We start from the raw sequence: 14,830 nt of genomic DNA, 5'->3' as shown, positions 1-14,830 counted from the left end.
AGCCGCCGACACCGCAGAATGCCGCCAGCACGGTGACCGAAAGGGCCCGTGCTGGCGGCATTCGCAGCAGCGACTCGGCGCGCTGACTACTCGTCTTCGATGGTGAGCAGCGTGTGCCCGGACGGAATCGTCTGCCCGATCGGCGCGTTCAGATTGCGCACGACACCGGCGCGCTGCGCGGTGATCGGCTGTTCCATCTTCATCGCCTCGAGCACGACCAGCAGATCGCCCTCGATGACCTTCTGACCCTCTTCGACGGCGACCTTGACCACGCTGGCCTGCATCGGGGTCGAGACGGCGTTCGTGTTGTCGCCGGTGACCTCGGCGGCGCGGAATCGGCGCTTCGGGGCCGGGCGGCTCGCCGTGCCCCAATCGCCCTTCACCAGCACGTCTGGCACGCTGACCTCGATGCGTCGACCGGCGACCTCCAGCACCACGTCGCTGCGCTTGGCGAAGATGCTCTCGTCTTCAGAAGGGGTGCCGCTCCACGCCGGAATGCGATTGTCGAAATCGTTCTCGATCCAGGTGGTGTGCACCTTGAAATGCCCGTCTGCGGCCACGAAGTCGGGCTCGTTGACCACCACGCGGTGGAAGGGCAGTGCGGTCGGCATGCCGGTGATCTCGAACTCGGCCAGTGCTCGGCGTGAGCGCTCAAGCGCCTCTTCGCGAGTGGCGCCGGTCACCACCACCTTGGCCAGAAGCGAGTCGAACGCACCGGAGACCACGTCACCGCCGGTCACCCCTGAGTCGACGCGCACGCCTGGGCCGCTGCACTCACGGTAGGTGACGATCGTGCCGGGCGCAGGCAGAAAGTGGTTGCCGGGATCTTCTCCGTTGATGCGGAACTCGAACGCGTGCCCGTGGTTCTCCGGGTCTGGGTAGTCGAGTTCGCCGCCCTCGGCGATGCGGAACTGCTCGCGCACCAGATCGAGGCCGGTCACCTGCTCTGAGACCGGATGCTCCACCTGCAGTCGCGTGTTCACCTCGAGGAACGAGAGTGTGCCGTCGTGCCCGATGAGAAACTCGCAGGTGCCTGCGCCGACGTACCCGGCCTCGCGCAGGATCGCCTTCGAGGCGGCGTAGAGACGATCATGCTGTTCCTGCGTGATGAACGGCGCCGGGGCCTCTTCGACCAGCTTCTGGTTGCGCCGCTGCAGCGAGCAGTCGCGTGTGCTGACCACGACGACGTTGCCGTGCTCGTCGGCGAGGCACTGCGTCTCGACGTGGCGAGGGCGCAGCAGGAACTTCTCGACGAAGCACTCACCGCGGCCGAATGCTGCAACGGCCTCACGTGTGGCCGAATCGAACAGCGCGGGAATCTCGTCGAGCTCGTAGGCCACCTTGAGCCCGCGACCGCCGCCGCCGAACGCCGCTTTGATCGCGACCGGCAGGCCGACCTTCTCAGCGAAGGCCACGACCTCGTCGGCGCCCTTGACCGGGTCGCTGGTGCCCGGAGCCAGAGGAGCCCCGACCTTCTCTGCGATGTGTCGCGCCGAGACTTTGTCGCCCAGCGATGTGATCGCTGCGGGTGGTGGGCCGACCCAGATCAGACCGGCATCGATGACGGCCTGTGCGAAGTCGGCGTTCTCAGAGAGAAAGCCGTAACCGGGGTGGATCGCATCGGCACCGGAGCGTCGAGCCACCGAGATGAGCTTCTCGATCGAGAGGTAGGTGTCGGCGGCGCTGTCGCCGTTGAGTGCGTACGCCTCGTCGGCCAGGCTCGCGTGAATCGCGTTGATGTCCTGGTCGGCGTAGACGGCGACCGATGCGATGCCGGCGTCGCGTGCGGCTCGGATCACCCGAACGGCGATCTCACCGCGGTTGGCGATGAGAACTTTGGTGATCTTACGAGGCAGGGTGGTGTTGAGGGCAGTGCTCATAGTCGAACAGCCTACGATGCAGGCGCACAGATTCTGTGGCAACCTCCGACAAAATCGATTTGCCGGTTTCGTGCAGTCCTACAAGCGCACGGCGAGCCGACCTCGCACGTCAGCCTCGGGCCGCGCCTATGTTCCACAGGTCGGGCCAGAACACTCCGAGCTGTGCGGCGAGTCGGCGCACGACAGGCACTGAGAGCCCGATGACGCAGCTGGGCGCGCCCTGCACCGACGTGATGAACGCCTGCCCGAGCCCGTCGACAGTGAAGCTGCCGGCCACTTCGAGCGGCTCGCCGGTCGCGACATAGGCCTCGATCTCGGCGTCGCTGATGTCGTCGAACGTCACAGTGGCACTGTCCCACGCGCCTGCCTCGGCGATGGTCGAACCCCCGCGGTGGTCGACCAGCCAGTGCCCCGAGTAGAGCGTCCCGGTGCGTCCGCGCATCTGACGGATGCGCTCTGCGGCCCGCTGCGGTGTGTGCGGCTTGCCGAGCGGCACGCCGTCGATCTCGAACATCGAGTCTCCGCCGAGAACGAGCCCGTTGACCTCGGGGGTGAGCACCGCTCGCGCCTTCGCACGGGCGAGCGTCGAGACGATCTGCGCGGTGCGCCCGCCGTCGTCGACCGTGCGGTCGCGACCCTCGACCACGCTCTCACCGGCCAGTCCGGCGGCGGCGACCACGGCATCCTCGTCAACGTGGCTTGGCACGACGACCGGCTCGATGCCGGCCGAGCGCATCGTGGCGAGGCGGGCCGGTGACGTCGAAGCGAGCACGAACGGCACACGCGGGCGCCGAGCGGGGGCCGCCGTTGGCGCAGTAGAGTCGTTGATGTGCATGAGCAGACCTTTCCCGAACCGCAGTCGAACGCCAAGAACCCCAGCCGCAAGTCTTCGAACGTCGAGGGCGGTGCGGCGAGTGACACGCAGCCGCAGGTCGGCGACGTGATCGATCTCGATGTTACCGGCGTCGCTCATCAGGGCGTCTTCGTCGCGCGTCACGCGGGCCGCGTCGTGTTCGTGCCCGACACCATGCCCGGCGAGCGGGTGCGTGCCCGCCTGACCGAGGCGAAGCCACGATTCGCCAGAGCCGTTGCGCTCGAAGTCTTGGAGGCATCCTCGGATCGCCGTCGTCAGGTGCTGCCCGAAGGTGACATCAGCCGTGAGCCCGAGGTCCGGGCCGGCAGCGCCGACTTCGGGCATATCGCCCTGCCGCGCCAGCGCGAGCTCAAGAGCATCGTGCTGCGGGACGCCTTCGAGCGCATCGGCCACTTCGATGCGGATGCCGTGGCGGCCTGGAATCTCGATGTCGCGCCCGTCGACGACGCGGCGTCGCGCGATGCCGTCGATCTGCCGGGACTCGACCCCGATCACAGACCCGGGCGGCGCTGGCGCACCCGCGAGCTGCTGCACGTCGACGCCGAAGGGCGGGTCGGCCCCTACGCGGCGCGTTCCCACACGGTCGTTCCGGTCGAGCATCTGCCGCTGGCCGTCGACGAGCTCGAAGAGCTGGGCGTTCACCGCGGGCTGCGCAAGGGCCACAAGACCGTGCAGCTGGTGCTCGATGAGCGCAAACACTTCGACGGGCCCGGTCGCGCACGCATCGTGCTCGACGGCGGACACGGCGCAACGGTCGTGCGTCGGGTGCACGGTGTCGAGTTTCAGGTCGACGAGGGCGGGTTCTGGCAGGTGCATCGTGATGCGCCGACCACACTGGTCGACGCGGTGGCGAGCCTTGTCGCCGTCGATCGGATCGACCCGGACGCACCCCACCTCGACCTCTACGGCGGCGTCGGGCTCTTCGCCGTGTGGCTCGCACGAGCAGGCCTGGCGGTCACCACAGTCGAGGCCGACCAGCGTGCCAGCGAGCTGGCCGACATCAACGCCCGCGAGTTCGAACGCGTCGACGCGCGCAGCGAGTCCGTCGAGGGCTTTCTGCGTCGTGAGGCGGAGCAGGCGCCCGCGTCGATGTACCGGCGTTCGCTGGTCGTGCTCGACCCGCCGCGCTCTGGTGCGGGCAAGAAGGTCGTCGCCGACCTGGCGAAGCTGCAGCCGGCGCAGGTGATCTATGTGGCCTGCGATCCCGTCGCTCTGGCTCGGGATGCTCGGCTGCTCGCCGACGCCGGCTATCAGATCGCCGACGTGCGCGCGTTCGATCTCTTTCCCCACAGCCACCACTTCGAGACGGTCGTGTCGTTCGTACGCTGAGCCGTCAGACGACGGCTGGAGCATGAGGCTCGCCCAGGCACTTCTCGTACGGCGGTCTTCTGAAGAATGCTCTGAGCTCGCTGTGAATGCCGTCGTCGCTGGTCGCCCAGAGCGAACGCCTCGGTGGGCCGACGTGCGCGGCCGGTAGTCTGAGCGGCATGGTTCTCCAACGTGTGATGGCTCGTCTGCAGCCTGCGCTCACTGTGCTCTTGCCGCTGTGGCTCTTCTTCGGCGGCGGCTTCCGCGCGCAGAGCGGATGGCAGGTGCTCGCGCTCGGAATCGGCGCACCGGTGCTGTTCATCGCACTGATCGTGCTGGCGCTGCTGATCTTTCTGCGTCCGGGCCGTCGCCCGGGGCACTTCGACTGGGTCGATGTCGTGGTGGTCATCGTCGTCGACATACTGGTGGTCGTGGCGTCGATGCTGGGCGATCTGGCCTGGCTGAGCTTTCTCCTGCTTGCGGTCGCTGCGGTCGGGGCGATCGCCCTGTCAGGCTGGCGGCTCGTGCAGGCGGGCAGACAGTCGGTGCAGCAGATGCGCGAGCGGTTTCAGCCGCGCACCGAGATCTCGGGCGAGACCATCGACGGCGGCGAGTACACCGTGATCGAGGTCGAGGAGTCGGGCCCGGACGCAGATGACCAGGCCGACGATTCGGGGCGCTCCAGAGAACCGAGAGCGTGAGACGACTCGCTCACAACGGCGCTCCGCTAACCTAGTCGTGTATCTCGTGCCTTGTTTCGTCGACACCGAAGCAGACGGCGCACGATTCGCGACCGGCAGCATCCCCTCACCAGATGACAGGAGCACCTCCGATGATCGAGGCCCGCGACCTCAGCAAAAGGTATGGCAGCAAGACCGCTGTCGACCACGTCACCTTTCGCGTGGAGCCCGGCCGTGTGACCGGGTTCCTCGGGCCGAACGGCGCCGGCAAGTCGACGACGATGCGGCTGGCACTCGGCCTCGACCGCCCGACCACCGGCACGGTGACGGTCAACGGACGTCGCTACGCCGAGCATCGTGCGCCACTGCGTGAGGTGGGCGCCCTGCTCGACGCCAAGGCCGTGCACCGCGGACGCTCCGCCCGGGCTCATCTGCGTGCGCTCGCTGCCACGCATGGCATCCCCGACTCACGTGTCGACGAGGTCATCGCGATGGCCGGGCTCGAATCGGTCGCCGACAAGCGGTCGGGCGGCTTCTCACTCGGTATGGGCCAGCGGCTCGGCATCGCGGCCGCGCTGCTCGGCGACCCCGACACGCTCATTCTCGACGAGCCGGTCAACGGCCTCGACCCAGACGGTGTGGTGTGGGTGCGGCAGCTGCTGCGCTACGAAGCGTCGAAGGGCAAGACGGTGCTCGTCTCAAGCCACCTCATGGCCGAGATGGCGCAGACCGCCGATCATCTGATCGTGCTCGGCCGCGGTCGCGTGCTGGCCGACACGTCGCTGCAGCAGTTCATCACGCACGCCGGGCGAAACTACGTGCGGGTGCGCTCGCCACAGGGCGCCGACCTCGCCGCCGAGCTGCAGCGTATGGGCGCGACCGTGACCGCCGGCGCCGATGGCGCATTCTCGGTCACCGGGCTCGATGCCGCGGTGATCGGCCAGACGGCAGCTGACACGCATGTGGTACTGCACGAACTGCACACCGTCGAGGCCTCGCTCGAGCAGGCCTACCTCGAACTCACTGAGAACGCCGTGCAGTACAACGCCGGCAGCCTGCCCGAAGGAGCCCACGCATGACACCTCAGCCAGGACAGCCAGATCAGCCCGTGCAGCCAAGCCAGCCCGTACAGCCAGGCCAGCCGGCTCAGCCGTCGGCCGAGTGGCAGGTATCGTCAGGCGTCGCCCCGCAGCCTGCGGCCGCACCTGCTCCCGGTGCCGCACCGCAGCCGCCGACGCGTCGCGCAGCCGCGGCAGCAGCTCGGCGTGACCGGCTCGGCAGCGCACGTCTCGGGTTCGGGGGAGTGCTGCGCTCTGAGTGGATCAAACTCTGGAGCGTGCGATCGACCTGGTGGACGCTCAGCGTGCTCATCGTGGTCGGAGTCGGCCTGGCCCTGCTGGTCGGGTTGGCGATCGCCTCGGTCGCCGGGCAGACCGGTACGGACAGCTCTGGGGTGACCGGTCTCTTCGAGTCTGGAGACGCCGACGCACAGACCGCACAGATGCTGCAGCTGGCTGCCTCCGGCATCGGAGCAGCGGCGCTCGTCGCCAGCGTGCTCGGCGTGCTGAACATCACCACCGAGTTCTCGGGCGGCTCGATCACCACCTCGATGCTCGCCGTGCCTCGGCGATGGCCGGTGCTGCTCGCCAAAGCCTTGGCAGTGGGCATCGTGCTCGCGGTGCTCGGCTTCGTCACGATGCTGTTGAGCGCGGTCGTGGTCTCTCTGCTGCTGCACGGAGTGCTGCCCGACCAACAGCCGTTCAGCTCTCAGATGCTGTTGGTCAGCCTGGGCGCCGCTGCCTACCTGGCTGCTCTCGGCATCATCTCGGTGCACATCGGAGCGGTCGTGCGCTCGCCGGCCGCCGGCATCGCGATCGTGGTGGGGCTCCTGATGATCGTGCCGACAGTGCTCTCGATCGTCAGCGGCTTCGACATCGACTGGGCTCTGACGGTCAACGACTGGCTGCCCAGTCAGGCTGGCACGGCACTGACGACGATACCGATGGATGCTCCCGCAGGCATGCCCGCGCCAGAGCACACCGCGATGACGGCATGGCAGGGCGGGATCAGCCTCGCGGTCTGGTCGGTCGTGTCAGGCGCGGTCGCCTGGCTGCTGACACTGCGTCGAGACGTGTGACAGTCGGTGCGCAGGGAACAGGTCGGCCGCTCTTCGGCTGAGTGCTGCTGGTGATCGGTATCGGCTCCAGATCGATTCACGGGCATCGGAGCGGAGCGTCTGCGGCTCACCGGCATGGCGGCGAACTGGTGCCTCCTCGTTCTGCAGCCCGGTGCGGGCGCGGCCCGTGACGAACCACTTGTGCTGCGACAGGCTGAGGGACATGATCGACACATGACCGTCGCACCATCCCATACCGTGCAGCCGCTGACCATCACCATGCTGTTGTTTCCCCAGATCACTCAGCTCGACCTCACCGGGCCGGCCGAAGTCTTCGCACAGATCGAGGGTGTGCACATGCAGTACGTGTGGCACGACCTGAATCCCGTCGAAACGAGCGCCGGCTTCGCGCTGGTGCCGACTGTTCGCTTCGACGAGGCGCAGCCGGCCGACGTTCTCGTGGTTCCGGGAGGCCAAGGCGCCTTCGCTCTGCTCGAAGACGAACAGGCGATCCGGTTTCTGCGCAGCCAGGCCGAACACGCCCAGTGGATCACCTCGGTGTGCACCGGGGCCTTCGCTCTCGCACAGGCCGGACTGCTCGCCGGCCGACGCGCGACCACGCATTGGAGCAGTCGGCCGCTGCTGGCAAGGTACCCCGACATCCTCGTGACAGACGAGCGCGTCGTCGTCGACGACAACCTCATCACCGCAGGCGGGGTCACCTCGGGCATCGACTTCGCACTGACCCTCGTCGCGCGGCTGCGCGGCGAACAGGCCGCCCGAGACATCGCGCTCAGGCTTGAATACGACCCACATCCGCCTTTCGAGGCGGGCACGCCTCGCACCCATCCGTCAGAACAGGTGGAGGGCATCATCGCCGCCAACGAGCGCCGACGCGGCCCTCTGGTCGAACACGCGCTGACGCATCTCGGGCGCTGAAGGCCGCCCGCGGCCCGAGAGACGCCGCCTCAGTACAGCTGGCGATCGCGTCGTGCCGACCGCTGCTTCTCACGCCAGGACGGCTCCGGCTCGTGCGACTCAATGGCGCGCTTTCGCTGCTCGCGGTGCCGCTCGCGCTCTGCCAGGCTCAGCGCCGAAGCGATCGCCGAGAGATCTTCGGGCGTCGGCGAGCCTGAGACGACCTGCAGCTGCTCGAGATACTCCTGTGGGCTGTGTGCCTCAGGCTCGTCTGCGGGGATGCTGGGCTCGGGCCCGCCTGCGGCGGTGACGTTGGTGTGCTGGTCGTCGATCACAGCGGGATGTTCCCATGCTTCTTGGAAGGCCGGTTGTCTCGTTTGGTGCGCAGTGTGCGCAGGGCCTTCGTGATCTCGACTCGCGTGGCTGCGGGCTCGATGACGCCGTCGAGCTCGCCTCGTTCGGCTGCGAGGAACGGACTCGCGACGTTGTAGGTGTACTCATTTGCCAGCCGGGTGCGCACGGCTTCGACGTCTTCACCGCGTTCTTCGGCCTCTTTGAGCTCGTGGCGGTAGAGAATGTTCACCGCACCCTGGCCGCCCATGACCGCGATCTCCGCAGTGGGCCAGGCGAGGTTGAGATCGGCGCCCATCGATTTGGAGCCCATCACGATGTACGCGCCGCCGTAGGCCTTTCGGGTGATTACTGTGACCACAGGCACGGTTGCGTCGGCGTAGGCGTAGAGCAGCTTCGCACCGCGGCGGATCACGCCGTTCCACTCCTGATCGGTGCCGGGCAGATAGCCGGGCACATCCACCAGGGTGACGATCGGAATCGAGAAGGCGTCGCAGAACCGGACGAAGCGGGCGGCTTTCTCACCGGCGTCGATGTTCAGGGTGCCGGCCATTGCAGCTGGCTGGTTGGCGATGACGCCGACTGTGTGCCCCTCGACGCGGCCGAAGCCGATCACGATGTTCGGGGCGAAGAGCGCCTGCACCTCCAGGAACTCGCCGTCATCGACGATCGTCTTGATGACCGTCTTCATGTCGTAGGGCTGGTTGGTCGAGTCGGGGATCAACTGGTTGAGGCGTCGGTCGACGTCGGTGATCTCGAGCTGGGTGTTCGACGCATAGGTCGGGGCGTCGTTGAGGTTGTTGTCGGGAAGGTAGCTCAGCAGCGTGCGCGCGTAGTCGAGCGCGTCGTCTTCGTCCTGCGCCAGATAGTGCGAGACGCCGGAGGTCTTGTTATGGGTGAGCGCGCCGCCGAGCTCGTCGAAGCTCACCTCTTCGCCGGTGACGGTCTTGATGACGTCCGGGCCGGTGACGAACATGTGGCTGGTCTTGTCGGCCATGATCACGAAGTCGGTCAGCGCAGGGGAGTAGACCGCACCACCGGCGGCCGGGCCGAGCACGATCGAGATCTGCGGGATGACACCGCTGGACTTGGTGTTCAGTCGGAAGATCTCGCCGTACTTCGAAAGTGCGGTCACCCCCTCCTGGATGCGAGCGCCGCCCGAATCGAGGATGCCGATGATCGGGATGCCCGTCTTGAGCGCCAGCTGCATGATGCGCACGATCTTCTCACCGGCGACCTCGCCGAGCGATCCGCCGAAGACGGTGAAGTCCTGACTGTAGACGGCGACCTGTCGGCCGTGGATCGTGCCGGTGCCGACGACGACGGAGTCACCGTATGGGCGCTTGTCCTCCATGCCGAAGGCATGTGTGCGGTGCCGCACGTAGGAGTCGATCTCGACGAACGATCCGTCGTCGAGCAGTTCGTGCACGCGCTCGCGGGCGGTCTTCTTACCGCGCTTGTGCTGCTTCTGCGCAGCTGTTCTGCTCGGCTCGACGACTGCTTCGCGGTAGCGGTCGGTGAGGTCGGCGATGCGTTCGGCAGTGGTGGATGGAACCACCTTGTCCGTGTTCTCAGCCGTGCTCTCGGCCGTTTTCGCGCTCGGGTTGGCGCTGGAATTCGCTGTCACAGAGGTCTCCTCGATGTCGATCGCAGACGAGTCTACCGGCGGGGTATGCCCGTTCTGCTGTAGTGATCACGCAAGACGACGGGGGGTGAATTGTGCGATCTGCACACTGTTTGGCCGTGTTTGCTGGTGTGAACCGGTCATTTTGCTCTAGTGAGGGATGCTCATCTCCGCTCTGTTGAGGGGGGCATGCTGGTCGTGCGGGGATGGTCGTCATGCGCTCTGGCAGACGTGCCGAGAGCAGTGGAGTTCGGAGACATCGAGCCAGGGGAAATATCGAGCCATGGGAAATGCTGTCCATACCGATCGAGACATGGCAAGTTCCATGTCTGGACGTTGTGGTGCAGCATTTGCGGCGACTGGACTGGCGTTCCTCACCCACAGTTCTGCCTCGTGCTCTGCGGCGGTGATCCGTTCCGTGCTTCGCAGCCGTGCTCGTCCCGGTGCTCCACAACTGTGCTTCGCAGCCCTGATACGCACGGGGCTGCCCGCCCAGGGGCGAGACCGCGAGAACGACCGGCTCCGTATGATCGAGACATGGAGTTTCCTCTGAGCAGCGCCGAGTCGCCCAACCTCATCGCTCTCGATCACGTCGATTCGACGAATACCGTGCTTTCAGACATGATCCGCACCCAGTGGGCCGATGGGCAGCCTACTGAAGCCTTCACGACTGTGGCGACACTCGATCAGCGCGGTGGTCGCGGCCGACTGGATCGTGTCTGGCAGGCGCCTCGCGGGTCGGCACTCGCCGTCTCGATCGCATTCGTCGTCCCAGCAGAAGACGTCGATCTGCTCCCATGGCTCCCACTCATCTGCGGAGCAGCCACCCAACAGGCCATGCAGCAGCTGGGTGTGCACGCCGGCGTCAAATGGCCCAACGATCTGCTGATCGAAGGACGCAAAGTCTGCGGCATCCTCAGCGAACTCGTCTCGACGACGCCTCGACCGGGACGCCAGGTTCCGACCGACCTGCCCGTCTTGGTGGGCTTCGGCATCAACCTCATGCAGACCGCTGCCGACTTCGAGGCGCAGGGGCTCGATCCCCGAACCGTGACCTCGCTCGCACGCGAGGGCGTCATGGTCACCGGCGACGTCATGCTGCAGCATCTGCTGGCGCGGCTCCGAGACCTCTGGGCGCGCGCCCTGCGGCACGACTCCTCCGTGTTCGACGCCGTGCGCGACGCCTGTGTCACCGTCGGACAGCGGGTGCGGGTGATGCTGCCGGGCGGCGACGCCCTGGTCGGCGTCGCCGTGGGCCTCGACGCCGGCGGCAGACTGATGGTCGAGGCCGACGGCACGACGCACTCGCTGTCGGTGGGAGACGTGATCCATGTGCGCCCCGCGGCGCGCTAAGGTTTCTGACATGACGTTCGGCACGCAACCCGCAGAGGAGCCCCGCTCGCGGCCGCAACTCGACGGCGGCGACGAGCTGACATCCGCCCGCGCCTCACAAGGCGAGACGGCCGGCGGGCGCGATCGGCGCGAGATCCGTCTGCGTGCGAGGGCGACCCGCCTGATTCTGCCGGTGCTGCTGCTCTGGGCCGCTGCCTGGGCGGTGCCGCAGTATTGGGGCGCCGCAGGAGGAGTCATGCGGTGGGTGCTCGCCGTCGTCGCCGTTGCGATCGTGGTGCTGCTGTTCTGCGTGTGGATGTCATGGCGGGGTCGCGCCTGCCGACTCACCGACGAGACAGTGGCCATGACCGAAGGCGTGCTTCGTCCACACCAGCGACAGATGCCGCTCGACACGATCTCTTCGGTCGAGATGCACCAGTCGCTCTCGCAGCGTTTCTGGGGCAGCGGAGACATCCGTCTGCTGGCCGGCGACCAGTTCTCGCTCGTGCTCAGGTCAATGCCTGACCCGACCAGCCTGCGTGAGGCGATTCTCGAGCGCTCGGCCCAGGCCCGTGCACGGCGAAACCGCTATCAGCTCACTGCGATCACCACGCAGCCCATGCAGCCACCGGCGTCCCCCGGCGTCGGCCCCCGATTCGCAATCGCGCCTCCGAGCGCAGAGAGGTTTCCGCAGCCATGACATATCGTGTCGGAGTCATCGGAGCCGGCCAGCTGGCCCGCATGCTCACCCCAGTCGCTGTCAATCTCGACATTGAGCTGAAAGTGTTCGCCGAGGCGGAAGGCGCTTCGGCGAAGCTCGCGACGACAGTGGTCGGTGACTACACCGATGCCGAGCAGGTGCTCGAGTTCGCACGCGGCGTCGATGTGATCACCTTCGACCACGAGCACGTGCCTCAGCCGGTGCTGCAGCGCCTCGTCGAAGCCGGTGTCGCCGTGCGACCGGGCCCGCAGGCGTTGCGCTTCGCACAGGACAAGATCGAGATGCGCCAGAAAGTCGCCGAACTCGGGCTGGGCCAGCCCGAGTGGACGCGGGCGACCACAGCGGACGAGGTTCAGGCCTTCGTCGATCTGCACGGCGGTCGCGCGATCGTGAAGACGCCGCGTGGTGGATATGACGGTCACGGCGTGCGTCTGGTCTCATCGGGCAGCGAGGTGGCCGACTGGCTGGCAGCCGAGGTGCTCGACCAGGTCGGCGGTGCTCTGTTGGTCGAAGAGGCCGTGGACTTTCGGCGCGAGCTGTCGCAGCAGGTGGCGCGGCGTCCCTCGGGTGAGATGCGTGCCTGGGCGCTGGCCGCCAGCGAACAGGTCGGCGGTGTCTGCGCCGAGGTCATCGCCCCGGCGCCTGACACCACGGATGACGTGGCTGAGCAGGCCCGCCACATCGCGACCACCATCGCCGAGGCGGTCGAAGTGACCGGCGCGCTCGCAGTCGAGCTCTTCGAGACGAACGATGGTCGTGTGCTGGTGAACGAGCTCGCCATGCGCCCGCACAACTCGGGGCACTGGAGTATGGACGGTGCGGTCACCGGGCAGTTCGAACAGCATCTGCGCGCGGTGCTCGACCTGCCGCTGGGCGACCCCGAAGCACGCCAGCCGGTGACGGTGATGGTCAATGTGCTGGGCGGACACGACGGCACCGAGCACGAGCAGGCGCTCGTCCGTGCGCTCGCCGAGGTGCCGCAGGCGAAAGTGCACTGGTACGGCAAGTCGTACCGGCCGGGCCGCAAGATGGGGCACGTCAACGTGACCGGGTTCGACCTGGTCGAAACGAGAGATGCGGCCCGCGACGCCGCTCGCGCGCTCGGCTCCGAGGTCGTTGACAGTCTCTCCGTGTAGTCTGGGGTGTCATGACAGCTGTGAACCCCAAAGTCGCCATTGTGATGGGATCCGACTCCGACTGGCCGGTCATGTCGAAGGCCGTCGAGGCGCTTGACCGCTTCGGCGTCGCGCACGAGGTCGAAGTGGTCTCAGCACATCGCACGCCGCGTCGGCTGATGGAATTCGGATCGGCTGCAGCGGGTCGCGGCCTGCAGGTGATCATCGCAGGCGCCGGCGGTGCCGCGCATCTGCCCGGTATGCTCGCCGCGGTGACCGAGCTGCCCGTCATCGGAGTGCCGGTGCCGCTGGCGAAGCTCGACGGTCTCGATTCGCTGCTCTCCATCGTGCAGATGCCGGCCGGCATCCCGGTCGCAACCGTCGCGATCGGCAACGCGTTCAACGCCGGGCTGTTGGCGGTGCGCATCCTCGGGGCCTCCGACCTCGGGCTGCGCGAGCAGCTGCACGACTACGCCGTCGAACTCGAAGAGCTGGTCGAGCAGAAGAACGCACGACTGCAGCGCTCGCTCGACTGAGATGACCTACCAGACCCCACTGCGCACCCCGAACCAGACTGACGAGCCGCTGATGCGGCGACGTGCCTGGTGGCTCGTCGTGCTGAACTTTCTGCTGCCGGGAACCCCGCAGCTGCTGACCGGCAATCGACGACTCGGTCGCATCGGCTTCGGGGCCTGGCTCATCATGGTCGCCGGTGCGATCGCTGCGCTGATCTGGTCGAAGAACAACCTCGCCGGGTTCACCTCGGTGGCGCTCAACGTCTGGACGCTCACGGCGCTGCAGGTGCTCATCGTGGCCTGGGTGCTGCTGTGGGTGCTCCTCACCGTCGACACCTTTCGCACGGCGAAGATCGGCCGGGTGCGGCCGGGCGCACGAGCCGCGCTGAGCCTCGTCACCGTGGTCGGACTCGCTGCGACCCTCTTCGGCGCATATGGCGCCGTGCAGTACATCGGCTCGGCGCGGTCGCTCTTCGACGATCTGTTCAAGGGTCAGGGGCAGCTCGAAGCGGTCGACGGCCGATACAACTTCCTGCTGCTCGGCGCCGATTCGGGCGAAGGCCGCGACGGTATGCGTCCCGATTCGATCTCTGTCGTGAGCGTCGATGCGAAGTCAGGGCAGGCCGCGATCATCGGCATCCCGCGCGACCTGCATCCGGTGCGACTGCCGGAGGGGTCGCCGCTGAAGGGTGTGTACCCACGGTCGTGGAAGGCCAACGGCGGCTACACCTACGTCACGCAGGTCAAGACGGGGCTCTACCCAGACATCCATGACGACACCGGCTTTCAGCAGGGGATCCAGGCGATGAAGGACATCGCGTCGGGCGTCACCGGGCTTCGCGTGCCGTACTACGTGATGATCGACATGAACGGCTTCTCGAAGATGGTCGACGCTCTCGGCGGTGTCGACATCGACGTCACCGAGCATCTCGACTTCGTCGACGGCAGTGACACCCATCACGTCTACCACGGGTCTGTCGAAGCCGGACGTCAGCACATGAACGGTGAGACGGCGCTCTGGTACGCGCGCAGTCGTAAGACGACCAGCGACTGGGATCGCATGCGCAGGCAGAGGCAGGTGCAGGAGGCGCTGATCCAGCAGTTCACCCCGCAGACGCTGCTCACGAACTTTCAGCAGATCGCCGAGGCGAGCCCCGACTTCGTGAACACCGACGCTCCGCGCAATTCGATCGGGGCGCTGGTGTCGCTGGCCGACAAATCTCGCAAGCTGCCGATCAACAGCCTTGAGCTGGTCCCGCCCGACTTCCCCGAGTCGAACCTGGACTGGTCGAAAGTGGATGCCGCAGTGGCCGACGTGATCGCTCGGTCGCGCGGTGAGGGCTGAGGGCATCGGCGCCCGCCAGGCCAGCGGCGAAATCGACCGGCACCTCGGAGT

At 67.0% G+C, this 14,830-nt stretch carries 14 protein-coding genes; 10 read left to right on the top strand and 4 right to left on the bottom strand.

Annotated features, from left to right (window positions below):
- Nucleotides 1-86 precede the first annotated feature (86 nt).
- A complete protein-coding gene (locus tag F8O07_RS09675) occupies nt 87-1,880 on the bottom strand; it encodes an acetyl/propionyl/methylcrotonyl-CoA carboxylase subunit alpha (RefSeq protein WP_158031995.1) in 1,794 nt (597 codons plus the stop codon).
- 109 nt (nt 1,881-1,989) lie between these two features.
- The gene (locus F8O07_RS09670; RefSeq protein ID WP_158031994.1) at nt 1,990-2,715 is read right to left on the bottom strand and encodes a Maf family protein; all 726 of its coding nucleotides are present in this window, start codon (nt 2,713-2,715) and stop codon (nt 1,990-1,992) included.
- Here F8O07_RS09670 and F8O07_RS09665 point away from each other — a divergent pair.
- The 5 genes from F8O07_RS09665 to F8O07_RS09645 all read left to right on the top strand — a co-directional run bounded on the left by F8O07_RS09665 (nt 2,710) and on the right by F8O07_RS09645 (nt 7,797).
- Complete coding sequence (locus tag F8O07_RS09665) at nt 2,710-4,083, top strand: class I SAM-dependent RNA methyltransferase (protein WP_158031993.1); 1,374 nt, start codon at nt 2,710-2,712, stop codon at nt 4,081-4,083. The two genes, F8O07_RS09670 and F8O07_RS09665, sit on opposite strands and share 6 nt — an antisense overlap.
- A 158-nt stretch (nt 4,084-4,241) precedes the next feature.
- Nucleotides 4,242-4,763 (top strand): hypothetical protein, encoded by a 522-nt coding sequence (locus F8O07_RS09660; protein ID WP_158031992.1) that lies wholly within the window; start codon nt 4,242-4,244, stop codon nt 4,761-4,763.
- A 131-nt stretch (nt 4,764-4,894) separates the two neighbouring features.
- Nucleotides 4,895-5,821, top strand: a complete 927-nt coding sequence (locus F8O07_RS09655; protein ID WP_158032148.1) for an ATP-binding cassette domain-containing protein — start codon at nt 4,895-4,897, stop codon at nt 5,819-5,821.
- On the top strand, nt 5,818-6,879 hold the full coding sequence (locus tag F8O07_RS09650; protein WP_158031991.1) for an ABC transporter permease subunit: 1,062 nt from the start codon (nt 5,818-5,820) through the stop codon (nt 6,877-6,879). Before F8O07_RS09655 ends, F8O07_RS09650 begins: the two co-directional genes overlap by 4 nt.
- 213 nt (nt 6,880-7,092) lie before the next feature.
- Nucleotides 7,093-7,797 (top strand): DJ-1/PfpI family protein, encoded by a 705-nt coding sequence (locus F8O07_RS09645; protein ID WP_225733272.1) that lies wholly within the window; start codon nt 7,093-7,095, stop codon nt 7,795-7,797.
- A gap of 29 nt (nt 7,798-7,826) precedes the next feature.
- On the opposite strand, the gene F8O07_RS09640 is transcribed toward F8O07_RS09645, so the two are convergent.
- Together F8O07_RS09640 and F8O07_RS09635 are read right to left on the bottom strand one after the other, a co-directional pair.
- Nucleotides 7,827-8,111, bottom strand: coding sequence for an acyl-CoA carboxylase epsilon subunit (locus F8O07_RS09640; RefSeq protein ID WP_158031990.1), 285 nt, complete (start codon nt 8,109-8,111; stop codon nt 7,827-7,829).
- Nucleotides 8,108-9,685 (bottom strand): acyl-CoA carboxylase subunit beta, encoded by a 1,578-nt coding sequence (locus F8O07_RS09635; RefSeq protein ID WP_158032146.1) that lies wholly within the window; start codon nt 9,683-9,685, stop codon nt 8,108-8,110. The genes F8O07_RS09640 and F8O07_RS09635 overlap by 4 nt, the downstream gene beginning before the upstream one ends.
- 603 nt (nt 9,686-10,288) lie before the next feature.
- On the opposite strand from F8O07_RS09635, the gene F8O07_RS09630 reads away from it, so the two are divergent.
- The 5 genes from F8O07_RS09630 to F8O07_RS09610 are packed head-to-tail and all read left to right on the top strand — an operon-like array spanning nt 10,289 to nt 14,779.
- Nucleotides 10,289-11,104, top strand: a complete 816-nt coding sequence (locus F8O07_RS09630; RefSeq protein WP_192496750.1) for a biotin--[acetyl-CoA-carboxylase] ligase — start codon at nt 10,289-10,291, stop codon at nt 11,102-11,104.
- A gap of 10 nt (nt 11,105-11,114) precedes the next feature.
- Nucleotides 11,115-11,783, top strand: a complete 669-nt coding sequence (locus tag F8O07_RS09625; protein ID WP_192496749.1) for a PH domain-containing protein — start codon at nt 11,115-11,117, stop codon at nt 11,781-11,783.
- Nucleotides 11,780-12,940, top strand: coding sequence for a 5-(carboxyamino)imidazole ribonucleotide synthase (locus F8O07_RS09620; protein WP_158031987.1), 1,161 nt, complete (start codon nt 11,780-11,782; stop codon nt 12,938-12,940). The genes F8O07_RS09625 and F8O07_RS09620 overlap by 4 nt, the downstream gene beginning before the upstream one ends.
- 11 nt (nt 12,941-12,951) lie before the next feature.
- Nucleotides 12,952-13,455, top strand: a complete 504-nt coding sequence (gene purE, locus F8O07_RS09615; RefSeq protein WP_158031986.1) for a 5-(carboxyamino)imidazole ribonucleotide mutase — start codon at nt 12,952-12,954, stop codon at nt 13,453-13,455.
- A gap of 1 nt (nt 13,456) precedes the next feature.
- The gene (locus tag F8O07_RS09610; RefSeq protein WP_158031985.1) at nt 13,457-14,779 is read left to right on the top strand and encodes an LCP family protein; all 1,323 of its coding nucleotides are present in this window, start codon (nt 13,457-13,459) and stop codon (nt 14,777-14,779) included.
- The last annotated feature ends 51 nt before the right edge of the window (nt 14,780-14,830 follow it).

The organism is Pseudoclavibacter sp. CFCC 13796, assembly GCF_008831185.1.
In the GTDB taxonomy this organism is placed as follows: Bacteria; Actinomycetota; Actinomycetes; order Actinomycetales; family Microbacteriaceae; genus Pseudoclavibacter_A.
This window is presented reverse-complemented; position numbering and strand designations above follow the sequence as displayed.